Source organism: Bacteroides sp. ET71 (genome assembly GCF_023336905.1).
Classification (GTDB): domain Bacteria; phylum Bacteroidota; class Bacteroidia; order Bacteroidales; family Bacteroidaceae; genus Bacteroides.
The window spans coordinates 36,318-56,298 of record NZ_JAMBLS010000006.1; the positions used below are offsets into that span (position 1 = coordinate 36,318).

Annotated in this window: 21 protein-coding genes; 17 read left to right on the top strand and 4 right to left on the bottom strand. The window is 47.6% G+C overall.

The window, feature by feature from the left end:
• The first annotated feature begins 2 nt into the window (after positions 1-2).
• The 4 genes from M3090_RS05240 (at position 3) to M3090_RS05255 (ending at position 4,762) form a co-directional block, all read left to right on the top strand.
• The gene (locus tag M3090_RS05240) at positions 3-1,709 is read left to right on the top strand and encodes an acyl-CoA dehydrogenase family protein (protein ID WP_249054365.1); all 1,707 of its coding nucleotides are present in this window, start codon (positions 3-5) and stop codon (positions 1,707-1,709) included.
• Between the two features lie 309 nt (positions 1,710-2,018).
• Positions 2,019-2,867, top strand: coding sequence for an aldo/keto reductase (locus M3090_RS05245; RefSeq protein WP_249054367.1), 849 nt, complete (start codon positions 2,019-2,021; stop codon positions 2,865-2,867).
• An 18-nt stretch (positions 2,868-2,885) separates the two neighbouring features.
• Positions 2,886-3,797 (top strand): EFR1 family ferrodoxin, encoded by a 912-nt coding sequence (locus tag M3090_RS05250; protein ID WP_249054368.1) that lies wholly within the window; start codon positions 2,886-2,888, stop codon positions 3,795-3,797.
• 17 nt (positions 3,798-3,814) lie between these two features.
• Positions 3,815-4,762, top strand: coding sequence for an aldo/keto reductase (locus M3090_RS05255; RefSeq protein WP_249054369.1), 948 nt, complete (start codon positions 3,815-3,817; stop codon positions 4,760-4,762).
• Positions 4,763-4,884: 122 nt separating this feature from the next.
• On the opposite strand, the gene M3090_RS05260 is transcribed toward M3090_RS05255, so the two are convergent.
• Positions 4,885-5,247, bottom strand: a complete 363-nt coding sequence (locus M3090_RS05260) for a winged helix-turn-helix transcriptional regulator (RefSeq protein WP_249054370.1) — start codon at positions 5,245-5,247, stop codon at positions 4,885-4,887.
• A 136-nt stretch (positions 5,248-5,383) separates the two neighbouring features.
• Between M3090_RS05260 and M3090_RS05265 the strand changes: the two genes are divergently transcribed.
• Positions 5,384-5,848 carry a TIGR04076 family protein gene (locus M3090_RS05265; RefSeq protein WP_249054371.1) on the top strand — a complete coding sequence of 155 codons (465 nt, stop codon included), beginning with the start codon at positions 5,384-5,386 and terminating at the stop codon, positions 5,846-5,848.
• 48 nt (positions 5,849-5,896) lie between these two features.
• Here M3090_RS05265 and M3090_RS05270 read toward each other — a convergent pair whose 3' ends face one another.
• A complete protein-coding gene (locus M3090_RS05270) occupies positions 5,897-6,298 on the bottom strand; it encodes a hypothetical protein (RefSeq protein WP_249054372.1) in 402 nt (133 codons plus the stop codon).
• A gap of 24 nt (positions 6,299-6,322) precedes the next feature.
• Positions 6,323-7,222 (bottom strand): helix-turn-helix domain-containing protein, encoded by a 900-nt coding sequence (locus M3090_RS05275; RefSeq protein ID WP_249054373.1) that lies wholly within the window; start codon positions 7,220-7,222, stop codon positions 6,323-6,325.
• Positions 7,223-7,354: 132 nt separating this feature from the next.
• On the opposite strand from M3090_RS05275, the gene M3090_RS05280 reads away from it, so the two are divergent.
• The 4 genes from M3090_RS05280 to M3090_RS05295 all read left to right on the top strand — a co-directional run bounded on the left by M3090_RS05280 (position 7,355) and on the right by M3090_RS05295 (position 10,375).
• Positions 7,355-8,257, top strand: coding sequence for an SIR2 family NAD-dependent protein deacylase (locus tag M3090_RS05280; protein WP_087331844.1), 903 nt, complete (start codon positions 7,355-7,357; stop codon positions 8,255-8,257).
• A 91-nt stretch (positions 8,258-8,348) separates the two neighbouring features.
• Positions 8,349-9,116: a hypothetical protein gene (locus M3090_RS05285; protein ID WP_249054374.1), complete on the top strand. Its 768-nt coding sequence runs from the start codon at positions 8,349-8,351 to the stop codon at positions 9,114-9,116.
• Positions 9,117-9,129: 13 nt separating this feature from the next.
• Positions 9,130-9,903, top strand: coding sequence for an MBL fold metallo-hydrolase (locus M3090_RS05290; RefSeq protein ID WP_262918838.1), 774 nt, complete (start codon positions 9,130-9,132; stop codon positions 9,901-9,903).
• A 22-nt stretch (positions 9,904-9,925) separates the two neighbouring features.
• Complete coding sequence (locus M3090_RS05295; RefSeq protein WP_249054377.1) at positions 9,926-10,375, top strand: cupin domain-containing protein; 450 nt, start codon at positions 9,926-9,928, stop codon at positions 10,373-10,375.
• 229 nt (positions 10,376-10,604) lie between these two features.
• Here the strand turns inward: M3090_RS05295 and M3090_RS05300 are convergent, their stop codons facing one another.
• On the bottom strand, positions 10,605-12,017 hold the full coding sequence (locus tag M3090_RS05300; RefSeq protein ID WP_249054378.1) for a PLP-dependent aminotransferase family protein: 1,413 nt from the start codon (positions 12,015-12,017) through the stop codon (positions 10,605-10,607).
• A gap of 90 nt (positions 12,018-12,107) precedes the next feature.
• On the opposite strand from M3090_RS05300, the gene M3090_RS05305 reads away from it, so the two are divergent.
• The 8 genes from M3090_RS05305 to M3090_RS05340 all read left to right on the top strand — a co-directional run bounded on the left by M3090_RS05305 (position 12,108) and on the right by M3090_RS05340 (position 19,932).
• Positions 12,108-13,241, top strand: a complete 1,134-nt coding sequence (locus M3090_RS05305; protein ID WP_087340542.1) for an aspartate aminotransferase family protein — start codon at positions 12,108-12,110, stop codon at positions 13,239-13,241.
• 24 nt (positions 13,242-13,265) lie between these two features.
• Positions 13,266-13,754 carry a pyridoxamine 5'-phosphate oxidase family protein gene (locus tag M3090_RS05310; RefSeq protein WP_087340543.1) on the top strand — a complete coding sequence of 163 codons (489 nt, stop codon included), beginning with the start codon at positions 13,266-13,268 and terminating at the stop codon, positions 13,752-13,754.
• A gap of 2 nt (positions 13,755-13,756) precedes the next feature.
• The gene (locus tag M3090_RS05315; RefSeq protein WP_249054380.1) at positions 13,757-14,587 is read left to right on the top strand and encodes a hydroxymethylpyrimidine/phosphomethylpyrimidine kinase; all 831 of its coding nucleotides are present in this window, start codon (positions 13,757-13,759) and stop codon (positions 14,585-14,587) included.
• A 260-nt stretch (positions 14,588-14,847) separates the two neighbouring features.
• Entirely contained in the window at positions 14,848-15,315 is a 468-nt protein-coding gene (locus tag M3090_RS05320; protein ID WP_249054382.1) for an HU family DNA-binding protein, read from the top strand.
• A gap of 237 nt (positions 15,316-15,552) precedes the next feature.
• On the top strand, positions 15,553-16,587 hold the full coding sequence (gene pheS / locus M3090_RS05325) for a phenylalanine--tRNA ligase subunit alpha (protein ID WP_249054383.1): 1,035 nt from the start codon (positions 15,553-15,555) through the stop codon (positions 16,585-16,587).
• A 118-nt stretch (positions 16,588-16,705) separates the two neighbouring features.
• A complete protein-coding gene (locus M3090_RS05330) occupies positions 16,706-17,902 on the top strand; it encodes an MFS transporter (RefSeq protein WP_249054384.1) in 1,197 nt (398 codons plus the stop codon).
• Positions 17,899-18,573, top strand: a complete 675-nt coding sequence (gene nth / locus M3090_RS05335) for an endonuclease III (RefSeq protein WP_249054385.1) — start codon at positions 17,899-17,901, stop codon at positions 18,571-18,573. Before M3090_RS05330 ends, nth begins: the two co-directional genes overlap by 4 nt.
• 102 nt (positions 18,574-18,675) lie before the next feature.
• Positions 18,676-19,932 (top strand): phosphoglycerate kinase, encoded by a 1,257-nt coding sequence (locus tag M3090_RS05340; RefSeq protein WP_249054386.1) that lies wholly within the window; start codon positions 18,676-18,678, stop codon positions 19,930-19,932.
• Positions 19,933-19,981 lie beyond the last annotated feature (49 nt).

Here is a 19,981-nt window from a genome sequence, read left to right on the forward strand (position 1 = left end):
ATATGGCTAATTTCTATACAGAACATCCTGAGCTGCGTTATCATCTGAATAATCCGATGATGGAACGCATCTGTGAACTTAAAGAACGGAATTATAGAGATAAAGAAGAATATGATTATGCTCCGCAAGATTATGCAGACGCAATAGATTCTTATGACAAAGTACTGGAAATAACGGGTGAAATTACAGGCGAGATTATTGCACTCAATGCCGAAGGTGTGGACGCCGAAGGTCCGCACTGTGCCAACGGTCGTGTGGAATATGCAAGCGGTACGAAACAGAATCTTGATGCCATGGTGAAAGCTGGGCTGAACGGCATGACAATGCCCCGTCGTTTCGGAGGATTGAATTTCCCGATCACCCCTTATACCATGTGCGCTGAAATCGTAGCTGCTGCTGACGCAGGCTTTGGCAACATCTGGTCTTTGCAAGATTGTATCGAAACCCTCTATGAATTTGGAAATGAAGACCAACACAGTCGTTTCATTCCTCGCATTTGTGCAGGAGAAACCATGTCTATGGATTTAACTGAACCAGATGCCGGCAGTGACCTGCAAAGCGTGATGCTGAAAGCCACTTATGATGAAACCAATAACTGCTGGCGCTTGAATGGCGTAAAACGCTTCATCACCAACGGTGACGCCGACCTACATCTAGTGTTGGCTCGTTCAGAAGAAGGAACCCGCGACGGACGTGGCTTATCCATGTTCATCTATGATAAAAGAGACGGAGGTGTAAACGTGCGCCGCATTGAAAACAAATTAGGTATCCACGGCTCTCCCACCTGTGAATTGGTATATAAGAATGCGCGTGCCGAATTGTGCGGTGACCGTAAATTAGGTCTTATCAAATATGTAATGGCTTTGATGAACGGCGCTCGTCTTGGCATTGCTGCCCAGTCTGTCGGCCTCAGCCAAGCAGCCTACAACGAAGCATTAGCTTACGCGAAAGACCGCAAACAATTTGGCAAAGCCATCATCGAGTTTCCTGCCGTGTACAACATGCTCAGTACCATCAAGGCAAAACTAGACGCAGGCCGCGCCCTACTCTACCAGACAGCCCGTTACGTAGACATCTACAAAGCATTGGATGACATCGCACGCGAACGCAAACTGACTCCAGAAGAACGTCAAGAGCAAAAAAAGTATGCTAAATTAGCTGATGCTTTCACGCCATTGGCCAAGGGTATGAACTCTGAATATGCCAACCAAAATGCTTATGATTGCATCCAAGTGCACGGTGGTTCCGGCTTCATGTTAGAATATGCTTGCCAACGTATTTACCGCGATGCGCGTATTACCAGCATCTATGAGGGTACCACACAGCTCCAAACGGTGGCTGCCATCCGTTATGTGACAAACGGGGCATATCTGGCCACACTGCGCGACTATGAACAAGTTCCTTGTTCGGAAGAAATGAAACCGATACTTGAACAAATAAAGGCTATGACGGATAAGTTTGAGGCTTGCACCAACGTGATAAAAGAATCACAAAACCAGGAATTACATGATTTCATGGCACGCCGCCTATACGAAATGGCTGCCGTGTGCATCATGTCGCACCTCATCATCCAAGATGCCACACGTGCACCGGAAATGTTTGCTGCTTCAGCTAAACAATATGTCCGTTATGCCGAAGCTGAAGTCGAAAAGCACAATGCTTTCATCCGGAATTTCAATAAAGAAGAATTAAGCGAATATCGGAAATAAAAGTAAACGGACTATTTTTATAAACTCTCAGACGGGCATATCGACAAAACGATATGCCCGCCTTTTTTCTTAAAACATACCCTTTAGCTCCAATTGCATTTTAGACAAACGGATTTCTACTAAATGCCCCTTTTTCCCATAACTACAACTATCTTTTCTACACAAAAAATTCCCTATTTACAGAAAAAGAAGATAACAATTTCAGCTCTCAAGTAAAATGGGTGCTACGTTCTGTAATCCGTGTATGGACGGACACGGCGGTTCGCCGTACCTTTGCATCTGCAGAAACCAATCAAAATAGAAACATATATGGAAACAGTACGATTAAGAAACGGCGTAGAAATGCCGCAGTTGGGTTATGGAGTCTATCAGGTGTCTCCTTCAGAGTGCGAACGGTGCGTAACAGATGCCATCAGCGTAGGTTACCGTCTGATTGACACGGCGCAGGCCTACTTTAATGAGCAGAACGTGGGCAATGCCATCCGCAAGTGTGGCGTGCCACGGAGTGAACTGTTCATCGTCACCAAGGTATGGATTTCCAATGCCGGCTACGAGCGGGCTAAGGCCAGCATCGACGAGTCGCTCCGCAAGCTCCAGACCGACTACATCGACCTGCTATTGATTCACCAGCCCTTCAATGACTACTACGGCACGTGGCGGGCCATGGAGGAAGCGTATAAGGCAGGCAAGCTCCGCGCCATCGGCGTGTCGAACTTCTATCCCGACCGCTTCATCGACCTGGCGGAGTTCAGCGAAATTCCCCCGATGGTCAACCAGGTGGAAACACATGTGTTCAACCAGCAGATAGAGGCACAGCAGATTATGCAGCAGTACGGCACGCACATCATGGCGTGGGGACCGTTTGCCGAGGGGCGCAACAACTTCTTCGGCAACGAAACACTGATTGCCATCGGCGCCAAGTATAACAAGAGCGCGGCACAGACCGCCCTGCGCTACCTCCTCCAGCGCGGCGTCATCGTCATCCCGAAGTCTGTCCGCAAGGAACGCATGGAGCAGAACATCCATGTGTTCGACTTTAGCCTGAGCGACGAGGACATGCAGCGCATCCGCCAGTTGGACTTGCGCCACAGCCTGTTCTTCTCGCACTACGACCCGCAGACGGTGAAGTGGCTTTGCGATTATGGAAAGAGCAAATAAAGTTAGAATCTGGATAATATGGATAAAGACAACAACAATGGCATCTCCCGTCGCTCCGCCCTCAAACGGATGGGGCTGCTCGTTGCAGGAGCCGCCTGCATGGGTATGCCGGCACTTACCGCGTGCAGCAACGACGCCAAGAAGCGCATTATCCTCTATTTCACCGGAACAGGCAACTGCCTCTATGTGGCACGCGAACTGGCAGACGAACACACCGAACTGCTCAGCATCCCGCAACTGGTGAAGCAAGGCCGCTATACGTTCGAGGCGGACGAAATCGGCATCGTCTATCCCGTCTACGGACACATGCCGCCCAATATGGTGCGGGAGTTTATCAAGAAAGCGCAGTTGAAAGCCGGATACAAGTTTGCCGTGCTTACTTACGGCAACCGCAAATGCAGTTCCGTCGAGATATGGGACGACGTTTCCCGGAAGGCAGGCTGTCCCTTCGACTACATCACCACGATGATTATGGTGGACAACTGGCTGCCTAACTTCGATATGAACGAGCAAATCAAGATAGACAAGCACATCCCCGAAAGCCTGCAACGCATCCGTACCGACCTGACTGCACAGCGCCGCTGGCACGAGCCGGTCACCGAAGAAGAGCGGCGGCAGCACGCCGGATTCATACAGTTCTCGGGTGTAAATCCGGGAACCGGTTTCCTGATGCACAGCCAAGATGCCTTTACCGTGACGAATGCCTGCATCGGCTGCGGTATCTGTACCGAGGTCTGTCCGCGCGGTAACAACAAACTGACCTCCACAGGCGTAAAGACCGAGGGCGATTGCGAGTTCTGCTTTGCCTGCATCCACAACTGCCCGCAGAAAGCCATCCTTTTCAAGCAGATGAAGGAAGTGAACCCCAACGCCCGCTACCGCAACGAACATGTGTCGCTGTGGAGCATCAAGGAAGCAAATCGACAATAAATAATATATAATTCAGTATGAAGACATTCAAACAAATCCTGCTTGCCGCCGCTTTGTTGATAGGCGGCACATGTGCAACCTATGCGCAAGAGAAAACGACGACGGCAGGCGTGCCCGTAGTCAAGTTGAACAACGGCGTAGAGATGCCCCGCTTCGGCATCGGCACCTTCCTCCAGCCCAGCGATGAAGTGTGCGAACAGTCGTGCCTCACCGCCCTGAAAGCCGGTTATCGCCACATCGACACCGCCCATGCCTATCAGGACGAGGCCGGTGTAGGCCGTGCCGTCAAGGAGAGCGGCATCCCCCGCGAGGAGATATGGATTACCAGCAAGCTCTGGCCCACGGAATACGGCGAGGGCAAGACACTGAAAGCCATCGACGAGATGCTGAAGCGGATGCAACTGAACTACATCGACCTGCTCTACGTTCATCAGCCCGTGGGCGATTTCGTGGGGGCATGGAAGGACATGGAGAAGGCGGTGAAGATGGGCAAGGTGCGCGCCCTCGGCATCAGCAACTTCGACGCCAACGATGAAGTATGGAACACGATTATGAAGGAGGTGACCATCAAGCCCGCCGTGCTCCAGATGGAGTGCCACCCCTACGCCCAGCGTGTGGAGATGCGCAAGAAGGCCGCCAAGGGAGGCATCCAAGTGGAATGTTGGTTCCCGCTGGGAGGCGCGATGTCCAACGGTGCCCTGTTCAAAGACCCCGTGATAAAGAAGATTGCCACCGCACACGGCAAGACTCCGGCACAGGTCATCCTGCGCTGGCACATCCAGGAAGGCTTCTCCGTCATCCCCGGTGCATCGAATCCCGACTACATCAAAGAGAACATCCAAATCTTCGACTTCGCCCTGACTGATGCGGAGATGCAGCAGATGCGCTCGCTCAACAAGGAACAACGCTTCTTCAACGCCACGCTGGAAGATGTGGAACGGATGGTTTGGGGAGCGAAGCTGTAAATAACCCTGATTACATAACAAAAAGCAGTCCTGCGGAAACGCAGAAAACAGTCCCCTGTCGCCGACGTGTGGCAGGGGATTTTTGTGTCCAAGTCTTATTCGGCTGAGCTCTTATTCAAAAACTATTCTGTCATTTCCGCTTTCTCCAATATCCGCACCATTTTCGGGCGGAAATCATTTCCCCATTGTTCCAGCATCCGGATAATGGGCATAAGGCTCCGTCCGTCGTCCGTGATGGAATATTCCACATGGGGCGGAAGTTCGGGATAAATCGTTTTCTCAATCATGCCGTGCATTTCCAGTTCTTTCAACTGCTGGTTGATGACACGGGGGCTGGTATCCTCAAAATGCCGGTGCAGTTCACTGGGACGTTTGCAGCCTCTCTCCAGTTCGTAGAGGATGCACGATTTCCACTTGCCACCCATGACTTCCATGGCTATGGCCACACCGCAATCCAGGTCTAAGGGTATTTTCTTCTTATACATATATTTGATGTTGTCAATTCGCAGGACAAAAATAGTGATTTTATGACGAGAAACGGATATAGGGGCAAATTTATCTATATATGAATAATTTGCCCGTACTTGCGTAATGCTATCTTCGCACACAAAAAAGGGTAAAATGGACAGACGTAAGTTTTTCAAGCAAGCCGGTATATCGGCTTTGGCAGTGGCAATGAGCGGCAATGTGCTGCCAGCCCAAGGTGAAGAGTTGTTTTATAATCATCCTAATGTGAACAATAATATGAACAAGCGTATGAAACACAAATGTAAGATTACCATCCTGAAACGGGAGTGTTACAAGGATTTGCAGGCGGAATATCTGGCAGACCCCAAGTCGGGACCCTGCCCCTATTTCCACGAAGGGCAGGAAATCATGGTGGACAGCGACAATTTCTTCCGCATGTTAAACGGGACATTCTGTGCCGAGGCATGGGACTGCATCAGCCGCTACGTCTATGCGGCATTGCAGGGCGGTTCCATTATGCAGGGCTGGACGAACGACGAAAAGGTGATGATAACCTGCTGCAACGATGGCACGCGCCCAGTCATCTTTAAGTTGGAGCGGATAGATGAAGAGGTTTAGAATATGAACTGATAAAGATTCAAATTTCATGTTTACCCCGTCTTCCTGTCAAGAATTATCCAAGCAACAACCTGCTCGCAGACACCCCGTTTTCCCGTCGGGGACACATGACCTCCTCGTCGGGGGCAAAGATGATGTATTGCCTAATGTAGTTGCTTGCCGTGTCATTGATGGTCTTTCTAACCAGATCGCTGAAATAATTGGGTAACAGACACAGCTTATCGGCAAAAATAGCGTGCCGCCCCGATAGTCGTATTTGCCGCAACCGTATTTCAGTTCCACGTCAATGTATCTCAGCATGAACAGCGCATAGACTTCGTAGTTGTTCAGGCTGCTCCTGACGGGCGACACGTCCGCATACTCCACCACGCTGACCAGCGGATGCTTGTCTTTCAGCCCCACATAACGGCTGTAGTCGTTGGCATTTTTTATTTTCAGTATTTTGGGCATAACTACTATAAATATTAATAGGTCCTATTCATATATTCCGTTCCGGTAATCCTGCAAATATTGCGTGAACGTCTTCCCTGTCTGCTGTTTGAAGAAGCGCATTAAGTGGCTGGGGTCGGAGAAATGGAAATCGTCCGCCAGTTCGCTGACGGTGCGGTTGGAGAAGAGCAGTTCGTTCTTCAGTTCTTCCAGCAGGCGTTGTTTCAGCAGATGGGCGGCTGATACGCCAAACTGCGCCATGACCGAAGTATTCAGCGTGATGCGGCTGATGTGAAGCTTGTCGGCATACTCCTGCACCCGCTGCATGGTGCGGATGTTCTGTTCCAGCAAATCCTTGTATTGGAAGGCATAATTGTTCTTCGCGATTTCTACGGGCAGGCGGTATGCGGCGGCATACGCACGGTTGATAATCAGCAGCAGGTAATAGAGCACGGACACAATGAGGTTGTACGTGTCCGCCACGGGATGCAGCAATTCCTGTTTGATTTTGCCGAGCAGGCGCATGTATTCCGCCAGTTCTTCGGGCGAGGCATACAGGTAGGGCGGCGTATCAGTCTGATAATAGTACAGCAAACGATAGACAAAGAACTTGTCGGCAATGAACGTGCGCATGAAGTCTTCGCGGAAGATGAGGAACGTATAATCCAATGCCGCCTCGTCCACATGCCACTCCTGTTGCTGGTGGGGCGAAAGGAGCAGCACCATGCCGTCGTGCAACTCTATCTTGCGGAAGTTCAGCAGCAGGAAGCCGTTTGCCTTCCGAAGAAAATAAAAACTGAAGAAGTCCGTCTTGAACCGCTTGTATTCGGTCAGTACGGGACCGATGTCCCTGTTCGTGGCGGTATTGATGTAGAAGTCCACGCCGCAATCCGTCTTGCTGAACGGCACGCTGACCAATCGTTCGGGGTTGATTATCTCTTTCATACGCTTGTCGTTTTCGCAAAGGTAATGCTTTCTTTTATCAAAATGGCATAAATCCGTCTATTTTAGGCATAACACTATCGGAGGGTATTACTGACCTTTGCAACCGGGAAAAAACAGGAAGATACATATATTATGGTAGCAAAAGAAAAGATAGACTTGTTAAGAAAGAAGATTGACGAGGCCGATGCCATTGTCGTGGGCGGCGCGTCGGGGATGTCCGCCGCTTCTGGATTCGTGTTTTACTATCAGGACGATGAAGTATTCCGCAAACTGGCAGGCGGGTTAGCGAGGAAATACGGGATACACAACATGTTCGATGCCTTTTACGACCGTCGCCTCACACGGGGCGAGCATTGGGCCGTGGTGTTGCGCACCATTAAATACATCTATGATTGCCACACGGGCGATACGTATACGGACTTGGCGGAACTGTTGGAAGGCAAGGATTACTACATCGTCACCACCAATCAGGACGCGCAGTTCTATCGCGTGTTCCCTGCCAACCGCATTACGCGTATACAGGGCGACTGGCGTTACTGGCAGTGTTCGCAACCCTGCCACGACAATATCTATGACAATCACACCGAGGTGATGTGGCTCTGCGACGCCATCCAGCAGGATGCCTTGCCCGACAAGCTGATACCCCGTTGCCCGCATTGCGGCCGCCCCATGGCACCTTGGGTGCGTTCACGCGAGTTCCTGCAAGGCACGTTCTACCACCGCGAGATGAAGCGTTATATGAACTTCCTGCAACGTAATGCCAACCGCAAGACGCTTTTCTTGGAGTTGGGCGTAGGCATGATGACCCCGATGTTCATCAAGGAACCGTTTATGAACATGGTGTATCAATGGCCGAATGCCTTTTACGCCACGCTCAATCCGCAGCATGCTCTTGTGCCGAAAGAGATTGCAAAGAAAAGCCTCGCCATTAGCGACGACATTGCCATTATCTTGAAACAACTGCTCAGCAAGTCCACCGCCGGAATGAAGGAGTTTAATGTAAAGGAAGCGTTTAACCCTGCAAGAGTATATTGAACTGGCCGTTTGCCTTGGCTGGACGGAGGCATTGCCTTGGCTGGATGGAGGCAAAAGCTTGATTCAAGCCTGATATTTTTAACAATTAACTATGACGACAATGAATGAAATACAACGGGCTGCCCAAGCCATAGCCCAAGCTGATGCCCTGCTGATAGGAGCCAGCAACGGGCTTTCCATCGCCGAAGGCTACCACGTGTTCGCCAATAACGAAATGTTCCGTCGCCAGTTCGGCGACTTTGGACAGAAGTACGGTATACGGAATGTCATCGAGGGGTGCTTCTTCCGATACCCGACGGAATGGGAAAGGACAGAGTTCCTGCAACGCCTCGTGCAATGCTGGGTGAAGGAGTATCGTCCCTCGCAGGTGATGAAAGATTTGCTCGCCACCGTGGGCGGCAAAGATTACTTCGTCCTCACCTCGAATGCCGACACGCATCTGGAATTGTCCGGATTCGAAGCGGAAAAGGTCTTCGAAGTGGAAGGCACTTTTGAGGATATGCTGGAGCACCGCACACCCACGGACAAAAGCCGTCAGGCAAATGAGTTCCTCCGGCGTTACAGCGGCAAGTACATCGTCATCCTGGAATTGGGCATCGGTAAGCACAATCGCTTCATCAAGCAGCCCTTGATGCAACTGGCAACCCACGAACCACACGCCGTTTACATCACGCTGAACCTGACACCGGAACTGTACATTCCCGATGCCATCGCCCACAAATCCGTTGGACTGGCAGGCGATATCGCCGTCACACTCAACAGACTGAAGAACGAACTTTATCAAAATGGCATTTATTCCCCTGTTTTAGGCATAGAGGTACGGGAAGATTCTACCGAACTTCGCAACCGTAAACATTAAAACATAGAAGATAATGGAAACAACAACTATCCGTTTGGTGCGCAATGCCACCTTGAGAATCAATTATGCAGGACACAACATCCTTGTTGACCCGTTCTTTGCCGACAAGGGAACCATCCAGTCGGCACTTGGCGTGTATAAAAGCCCCCGTGTGCACCTGACCATGCCTATCTGTGAAGTGACAGAAGGGTTGGACATGGTGTTGCAGACCCACATCCATCCCGACCACTACGATGAAACGGTAAAGCAACATCTGCCGAAGGACATCCTTTATTATACCCAACCGCAGGATAAGGCGACGGTGGAACAGGATGGCTTCACTCGAGTGGAAGTAATCGAAGACAAGATGACAATGGGGGACATGACCATCTATCGTGTGAGCGGCCATCACGGTTTCGGCAGGATTGGCGAGATAATGGGACCCGTATCGGGCTATGTCTTGACGGCAGAAGGATGCCCAACGGTCTATCTCATGGGAGATTGCAAATGGGAGGACTGCATCCGCGAAATGGCGGAACGGTTCAAGCCCGACTACATCGTGGTGAACAGCGGCGGAGCGGTTTTTCCGGAGTTTTCCAAGGTGGACGGCTGCATCATCCCCGATGAAGCCGAGGTAATGCAAATGCTGGACGAACTGCCTGCACATATCAAGCTGATAGCCGTCCACATGGATGCCATTGACCATTGCCAGACCACTCGTGAAATCTTGCGCAATGAGGCTTGGCATCACGGTGCGGACATGAACCGCCTGATTATCCCGGAAGATGGAGAAACCATTAACTTATAAACCCTATAAAAAGAATACAGAAATGAAAGAAATTAAGAATGTGGCAGCAGCCGAAAACTTCAGCGCAATAAGCGTTGGCAAACTGAATGAACTGAGTGACTATGTGATAGAACTTTCTCCCGAAGTGAAGATTCCGGGAAAGGTGTTTGGAGGTGCGGCACTTCAAGCTACCGGCAGCGAGTTCTCCTTCCAGATGTTCCAGCCCGGCACGGAAACGGGATTCCTCCACACCCACAAGAAGCACGAGGAGCTTTACTTCTTCCTTGCAGGAAAGGGCGAGTTCCAAGTGGACGGACAAGTGTTCCCCGTTGAAGAAGGCAGCGTGGTGCGCGTGTCTCCCAACGGAAAGCGCAGTGTGCGCAACAACGGGACAACTCCGCTCGTGATGCTCTGCGTACAGTATCGGGGCGATACGTTCACGGCAGAAGACGCAACCGACGGCGTGATTCTGAATGAACCGGTGAAGTGGTGAGAAACAAAATATGTAAAGGCAAAACAATTTTAAGTTTAACCCGTCTTTCTGTCAAGAATTATCCAATCGACAACCTGCCCGCAGACACCCCAATTTCCCGTCAGGGACACACGGGGTGCTCGTGGGAAAAGTAAGATTGTATAGCTATATGACCTTTCTATATCCTGTTTGAATAATGCGAATCAATAGTATTCCGGGAGAGCTTGACAGACAGATATTATATAATCAATTAATGAAGTAAAGTAGAAAATATCATTCCAAGTTCTTTAACTAATTTTTCCAATTCTTCTTCCGAAAGCGAAGCGTAGCCTATCCGCATCCCGGTTCTTCCACAGCTATCGCAAAATACTGGGATGGAAAGGTGATGCTTTTCCAATGTATCTAGAAGCTGGTCTGGACTGATTGGTTGCAAAGGAATAATCCACAATGCCAATCCACCTTGCGGAATGGAGAAAGTCGCATAATCTATCAGATGTCGTTCCAACAGTTCGATGAAATACATGCGTTTCTGCTTGTAATATTTGGTGGACTTATTGATATGCCGATGGATGACTCCGTCTTCTATCAATTCAAGAATAGCAGCTTCCATCACCATATCACCCTGTATGTCAATAATCCTACGAAGATTACCAAGGGCTGAAACATTTGCTTCTGAAGTAGCAATATAGCCTACACGGATGGCTGGGGCTATGATTTTGCTGAACGTACCAATATAAACGTATAAATCAGAAGGAAGCATGGCACTCAAGGGCATGATGGGAGTAGGCCGGAAACTAAAATCGCAATCATAGTCGTCTTCTATCATTAATAAGTGATAACTCATTGCCAATTCAATTAATTGCCTGCGGCGTTCGGTTGAAAGTTCCACCATGGTAGGATATTGATGGCGGGGAGTCAGATAAACAGCCTTGACATTTTCAAAAAGATGTGGCAGCATGTCATTTACTATGATTCCATTTTCATCCACATCAATGGGAATCACTTTAATTCCGGCTTGTAAAAAAACCTCGTAAGCTTTTTCATAACAAGGTTGCTCCATAATTAAACAGTCATCTGGTCTCAATAGAGCATGTGCCACCAGATAAAGCCCCATCTGACTGCCGCGTGTGATAAATATTTCTTCGGTCCGTGTGCGCATCCCCCTTTCGTGATTCAACATAATGGATACAGCTCTACGGAACCTGAAAATACCGTTCGGATCGTTGTAACCCAGCACGTTGTGTCTGCCTTTCATACGGAGTAAACGGCGATAAGCCCGTGCCAATTCATTCACTGGAGCAATACGTGTGTCTGGTGCGCCATCGTCCACTCTTAATATAAGGGACGATGGTTTGATGTCCTCTACTTCTTCTGCTCGTATCACCTGTTTGTCGTCATGGAATACAGGAATAGCCACATATAACCCTGATCGTTCTTTGTTGACTAACCAACCGGACAAGATCAACAAATCCATTGCATTGACAACACTCTTTCGGCTCACACCAAGTTCTGTTGCCAATACTCGACTGCCGGGTAAAGCATCACCGGGTTTCAGACCACCGGACATAATCTGTGCTTGTATCTTTTGTGCAATCTGTTTATAGAGAGGAATCTGTTTATTCTCTTTGTCCAACTCTATCGCAAAATACCATGGTCGTATCATCTGGACTCCTTATTTATAATAGTTCTGGATATAATCTGGAGGCCAAATATACACTACTTTTGCAACATAATAAAGGCAAAACAGAAGAATATGAAGCTATTTGAAGTTTATTCCCTATATGACATCAACCTGACACATGCCAAAGGATGCTATGTGTATGATGCCTGCGGACAAGAATACTTAGACTTATATTGTGGGCATGGAGTAATTTCTGTCGGTCACACGCATCCTTATTACGTTAATAAGCTGACAGAACAGTTGAACAGAATAGGGTTCTATTCCAATGCTGTAATCAATGGATGTCAGCGTGATTTCGCAATAAAACTTGGAGAAATTACAGGTTATAAGGACTATGCGTTATTCTTATCAAACAGTGGAGCGGAAGCTAACGAAAATGCCATAAAGCTGGCCTCTTTTTCCAATAAGCGGAAAAAGGTACTTAGTTTCAACGGAGCTTTTCATGGACGTACTGCCGCCGCTGTTATGGCAACGGACAATCCAACTATTGTTGCGCCAGCAAACCAAAGCAGCCACTTCACCAAGATATCTCTGAATGATATCACCTCGTTAAAGAGAGAACTGCGGACCGAGGAATATTGTGCTGTCATCATGGAAGGCATACAAGGGGTGAATGGCGTAAGATTCCCTTCGGCAGAATTTGCAAAGGAGGTGCAAGATAGTTGTGCGGAAACTGGAACCGTCTTTATTATGGATGAAATCCAGTCCGGCTGTGGACGGACCGGGCGTTACTTCGCCCATCAGCATTGGAATATCAGGCCGGACATCATTACGATGGCTAAAGGCATAGGAAATGGCTTCCCTCTTGCAGCTACAGCTATTAGCCCCATGTTTACCCCTGTAATCGGGCAACTGGGAACGACTTTCGGAGGGAATCATTTAGCTTGCGTGGCTGGTTCTGCCGTTATCGACATCATGCTTCGAGAACATTTGATGGATAATGCCAAGACAACGGGAGAATATTTGTTAGAAGAACTTGGGAAACTACCTTACATAAGTGAAGTGCGGGGAAAAGGGTTGATGATAGGAATAGATTTTACTTTGCCTGCCTCAAAAGTACGGAATGCATTGATAACAAAAGAACATGTCTTGACTGGCATATCGGGACAGAACACTCTTCGCTTACTTCCTCCTTTATGCCTTTCTATGGAAGATGCGGACTTATTCATTCATAAATTGGCTCATTGCCTTTCTAAGATTCATTGATAGACAAACAAAAAACAGAGAACGATGATTTACGATAATTCAAATGTAAGAAGGCAAAACCGTCTTATGCCTGAAGATAAGGCTTACCAACTTTTGCAAGAAGGGGAATACGGAGTTATGTCAATGATTACTCCGGAGGGTATGCCCTACGGTATTCCGATTAATTATGTATGGGATGGAAATGATAGCCTGTATATCCATTGTGCTCCAGAAGGAAAGAAATTACGTTGCTTACAGTCTTCGCCACAAGTATCCTTTGCCATTGTAGGCCATACGCATGTCATTTCCGGGAAATTCACGACCAATTACGAAAGTATTATTCTCACTTGCCATGCCCAAATAGGATTGACTCCGGAGGAACGTATGGAAGCCCTACGTCTGTTGGTCAGGAAGTATGCGCCTTCGTTTCAGGAATTGGGAGAGAAATATGCACATGGTTCTTTCCATCGCACGGAGATTATAAAACTAAGCATACTGTCGTTTAGTGGTAAATGTAAAAACATCCCAGAATAAGTATGGAAAAGACATTGCACATACCTAAAATTCTGCTGATAGGAGGCAGCGAACCGCTTGGATGCGCAGGTATTCAAGCGGACTTAAAAGCAGTGTGTGCTTGTGGCGGATATGGAGCCGCAGCCCTTAGTTGCATAGTGGATGAGGATACACATCGAGTAAAAAGTATTCATCCACTTCCCGCACAACTAATTGTCGAACAATGCATCTCTTGTCTGCAAAGCATGGATGTAGATTGCATAAAGACAGGATTGCTTTATTCCGCAGAGACCGTCAGGACCATAGGGGAAATCTTACATCGCTTCAACAATATTCCGTTAATCATTGACCCGGTATTTGTAGGCTATGCCAAGACGCTATTGATAACACCAGATGTAATCGAAGCTTATCAGAAATATTTGTTCCCTTTGGCCGCCCTTATCACACCTAATGCGACCGAATGTGAAATCTTACTGCAAAGGTCTCTTAAGACAGATAACGTCCAAAGCGAATTGAAAGAATTATGCCAATGGGGAAATTACAGTATAATAATGAAATCAGTCTTTATGGAGGGGAAGGTCTGTGATTATTTTTATGAAAGTAAAACAGATTCCCTGAAAGCTTATTCCAAAGTTCCTATTAGAAAAAAAGATGAAGGAATCAGAGGTGCAGGCGACAGTTTTGCATCATCTATTGCAACTTATTTGGGGAAACAATATCCACTATCAGATGCCATATGGAGAGCCGAATTTTTCATAGACAATTCCATTCAGTTTGGCCATAAAATAGACTTCTCCTCAAAGTTCAACGTGGTACATTCATTCGGAAGCGATGATTTCAAAAAGATAAATTAGCCAACAATCAACTTTATGTTTAACCCGTCTTTCTGTCAAGAATTATCCAATCAACAACCTGCCCGCAGACACCCCAATTTCCCGTCAGGGACACACGACATCCTCGTCGGGGACAAACGGGGTGCTCGTCAGGGACAAACGAGGTCCTCGTGGGGGACAAACGAGAGGCTCGTGGGGGACAAACGACAACCGCTTGTCAGTCAGTCTGTTGAAAAGGCGTTTGGTAAAGAAGGACAGAAGACACTAAAAAATGAATTTGTATGATATTCTGGAAACGAGTAAAGCAAGCTATCAACGACCTGTGGTATCCCCGCAGCGTCACCGTGGGCAAACCTGTCGAGACGCAGGAACTTGCCAACCGCATCGCCCGTGAGTCGACCGTGTCGCCCGCCGACACTCACGCCGTACTCCGTGCCCTGCCCAACATTATGGCGGATTTCATGAAAGAAAGCCGTGCCGTGCATTTTGAAGGACTGGGCTGGTTCCGCTACACCACCGTTTCGGCAGGCAACGGCGTTGCCACGAAAGAGGAAGTAAGCAGCGACCAGATTACCGGCCTGCGTGTGCAGTTCACGCCCGACCGTACCCGTAACATGAGCGGTGGCTACACCCGTGCCCTCATTGCCGACGAAGGCATCACCTTCATGGAATGGCTGGGTAAGGAAAGCGATGAGACGCAGGTGCCGGACGACACGGACGACGACAGCGGACAAGGGACTTTCGGATAACATCTTAGGCCCTGCGCATGAGATTTCCCGCAACGATGTCCCCGCGTTGCGGGATTTTTCATACCGCTCCCCTTCACCCCGGCAAGGCGGCCATGAGCGCGCAGCCGTCCCGATTCAGGCCCCATGCAAACAGAAAGTATGGAAATGAAAAAAGAAATCACCACACCATCTGACAATGAATAAGAAGAAAATCGTATCTTTGCACCGCTTAACCAATGACAATAAACACATAAAGATATGATAGAGAAAATCGAACAACTGCTGCAAGAAGTAGACCACCTGCAAGCCTCCAACACCGAGGAATTGGAAGCCCTCCGCATCAAATACCTCAGCAAGAAGGGTGCCATCAACGCGCTGATGGCCGACTTCCGCCATGTGCCCGCCGACCAGAAAAAGGCCGTCGGCATGCGTCTGAACGAGCTGAAAGACAAAGCCCAAGAAAAGATTGCAGCCCTCAAAGAACAATTTGAAGCCCAAGACACCGGTTTGGATGACATTGACCTGACCCGTACCGCTTACCCCGTCGGACTGGGCACACGCCATCCACTCAGCATTGTCAAAAACGAAATCATCGACATCTTCGCCCGCATGGGTTTTAACATAGCCAATGGCCCTGAAGTGGAAGATGACCTGCATGTGTACACCAAGCTGAATTTCGCCGCCGACCATCCGGCCCGCGACATGCAAGACACGTTCTTCGTCAATGTCAACCCGAACGACGTAACCAAGAACATCATCCTTCGCTCACACACCAGTAGCGTACAGGTACGCACCATGGAACAAGCCCAACCACCCATCCGCGTCATCTGCCCGGGACGCGTCTATCGCAACGAAGCTATCAGCTATCGTGCCCATTGCTTTTTCCATCAGGTAGAAGGTTTGTACATAGATAAAGGTGTGACGTTTACTGATTTGAAGCAAGTCTTACTGCTCTTTGCACAAGAAATGTTCGGAAGCGACACCAAGATTCGCCTTCGTCCTTCCTACTTCCCATTCACCGAACCAAGTGCAGAAATGGACATCAGTTGCAACATCTGCGGTGGCACAGGCTGCCCGTTCTGTAAGCAGACAGGCTGGGTAGAAATATTGGGCTGTGGCATGGTAGACCCCAACGTGCTGGAAGCCTGCGGCATAGACAGCAATGTGTACAGCGGATACGCCTTCGGCATGGGCATCGAACGCATCACGAATCTAAAATATCAAGTAAAAGACCTGCGCATGTTCTCGGAAAATGACACCCGCTTCCTCCGCGAATTTGAAGCGGCATACTGATTTAATTAATAATTGAGAATTGAGAATTAAGAAATAAGTACGAAGGAAGCCTGCCCCATGCAGCAGCGATGTTTCCTCCACTCCTATTTCTTAATTCTCAATTCTCAATTCTCAATTTATGAAAGACAAACTTATCACCCCCAGCTATTGCTTCATTTTAGCAGCCAATTTTCTACTCTATTTCGGATTTTGGCTAATGATGCCGGTGCTCCCATTTTATTTGGCTGAGGTTTTTCAAGCAGACAAAGCGACCATTGGTATTGTCTTGTCGTGCTATACCATTGCTGCACTATGCATCCGCCCTTTTTCCGGTTATTTGCTGGACACATTTTCCCGCAAACCACTCTACTTGGCAGCCTATTTCATTTTTACAGCAGTCTTCGGAGGTTACTTAATAGCAAGCACATTAACCCTATTCATACTTTTCCGCATTATTCATGGCCTCTCATTCGGCACAGTGACAGTGGGCGGTAATACGATTGTCATCGACATCATGCCCTCTTCACGACGAGGAGAAGGATTAGGCTATTATGGCTTGGCCAATAACACAGCCATGTCCATCGGCCCCATGGTAGGTTTGTTCATGCACGATGCAGGAGTCGGATACCCCGTTATATTTTGTTGCTCATTGGGTTCCTGCCTGTTAGGCATGTTATGCGCCTTACTGGTTAAGACACCTTACAAACCTTCTGTCAAACGAGATCCAATCTCATTAGACCGTTTTATCCTGGTGAAAGGACTTCCTGCCGGCCTTAGCCTGTTACTATTGTCCATACCCTATGGCATGACTACCAACTACGTAGCCATGTACGCCCGGCAAATTAACTTAGATGTGTCCACAGGATTCTTCTTTACATTTATGGCAGTAGGCATGGCCATATCCCGCCTTTTCTCAGGACGTTTGGTGGACCAAGGCAAAATAACCCAAGTCATTGGTGCCGGTCTCTACCTTGTCATCATCAGTTTTTTTGTATTAGCAGGATGTGTCTATATTATCCATTGGAACGCAGAACTTTGCAGTTTATTATTTTTCGGCATTGCATTAATGCTTGGCGTAGGCTTCGGCATTATGTTCCCGGCATACAATACATTATTTGTCAATCTTGCCCCGAATAAGCAACGTGGAACAGCAACCTCTACCTACTTGACATCATGGGACGTTGGCATCGGTATCGGTATGTTAACAGGAGGATATATCGCAGAAATCAGCAGCTTCGACAAAGCTTATCTATTTGGTGCATGCCTCACCATTGTGTCCACTTTCTATTTTCACTTGAAGGTATCCCCTCATTATCATAAATATAAAATAAGATGAGAAAAAAAGAAAGATACGAAAAGATATTGGCTTGGTTCCGAGAACATATGCCTATTGCCGAAACAGAATTGCATTACGACAATCCTTTTCAATTGTTAATTGCTGTTATCCTTTCCGCACAATGCACAGACAAACGAGTAAATATGGTTACGCCAGCCCTTTTCAAAACTTTTCCTACACCAGAAGCGCTGGCAGTTGCAACACCTGAAGCTGTATTCGAATACATTCATAGTGTTTCCTACCCCAACAACAAAGCCAAGCACTTGGTCGGCATGGCTCGCATGCTGCTACAAGATTTCGATGGACAGGTACCTGAACAGATGGAAGACCTATTAAGACTGCCCGGAGTAGGACGAAAGACAGCCAATGTTATTCAATCTGTTGCTTTCAACAAGGCTGCAATGGCTGTAGATACCCATGTATTCCGTGTCAGCCACCGTTTAGGCTTAGTTTCTGCTCAATGCACAACTCCTTTGAGCGTAGAAAAAGAACTGGTAAAAAATATTCCTGAAACAGAAATTCCTATTGCCCACCATTGGCTTATCCTGCACGGACGTTACATCTGTCAAGCCAGAACACCTCAATGTGATAAGTGCGAACTTAAGTTCCTATGCAAATATTACAGTCAAAAGTATAAAGTAAAAGAAGGGACCAATAAAGAAAGCGAATAAATAAGATTTTTTTATATTGAAACAAAGAAAAAATGCTAACTTTGCGGCAATGAAAGAAGTAAAAGAATTAAAACAACACTTTTAAACTAAAAATATAAGGTTATGACAATTGATCAATTCAACTTTGCCGGTAAAAAGGCATTCGTCCGTGTAGATTTTAATGTACCTTTGGACGAAAACTTCAACATCACAGATGATACGCGTATGCGCGCTGCCCTGCCTACGCTGAAGAAAATCTTAGCCGACGGCGGTAGTATCATCATCGGTTCACACCTTGGCCGCCCGAAAGGCGTAACTGATAAGTTCTCCTTGAAACATATTTTGAAACATCTGAATGAGCTGCTGGGCGTTGAAGTACAATTTGCCAACGACTGTATGAGCGAAGAAGCCGCAGTAAAAGCTGCAGCTTTGAAACCAGGTGAAGTTCTGTTGCTGGAAAACCTCCGTTTCTATGCAGAAGAAGAAGGTAAACCTCGTGGTTTAGCAGAAGATGCTACTGATGAAGAAAAAGCTGCTGCCAAGAAAGCAGTGAAAGAAAGCCAAAAAGAATTTACCAAAAAACTGGCTTCTTATGCAGACTGTTATGTAAATGACGCCTTCGGTACTGCTCATCGTGCACACGCTTCTACGGCTTTAATTGCCAAATATTTCGACAAAGACAACAAGATGTTTGGTTATTTGATGGAAAAAGAAGTAAAAGCCGTTGATAAAGTATTGAACGACATTCATCGTCCATTCACTGCTATCATGGGCGGTTCTAAAGTATCTTCTAAGATTGAAATTATTGAAAACTTACTGAACAAGGTTGACAACCTTATTATTGCAGGTGGCATGACATACACCTTTACCAAAGCTATGGGTGGAAACATTGGCCTTTCAATCTGTGAAGACGATAAATTAGATCTGGCTCTTGACTTGATGAAGAAAGCCAAAGATAAAGGCGTAAATCTTGTTTTAGCCGTAGACGCTAAAGTAGCTGACTCGTTCTCAAACGACGCCAACACGAAATACTGCAATGTAAACGAAATCCCTGATGGTTGGGAAGGCCTTGACATAGGCCCGAAGACAGAAGAACTCTTCGCCAATGTTATCAAAGGTTCCAAAACTATTTTGTGGAACGGTCCTACGGGCGTATTTGAATTCGAAAACTTCACTCACGGCTCTCGCGCAGTTGCAGACGCCATTGTTGAAGCAACAAAGAACGGAGCTTTCTCACTGGTAGGTGGAGGTGACTCTGTAGCTTGCATCAACAAGTTTGGCTTGGCTGACCAAGTTTCTTATGTTTCTACGGGTGGTGGTGCATTACTTGAAGCCATAGAAGGAAAGATTCTTCCCGGCATAGCAGCCATCAACGAATAAACATTAATAACATTTAGCCTCAAGGCAATCCGACGGAAACGTACGGGTT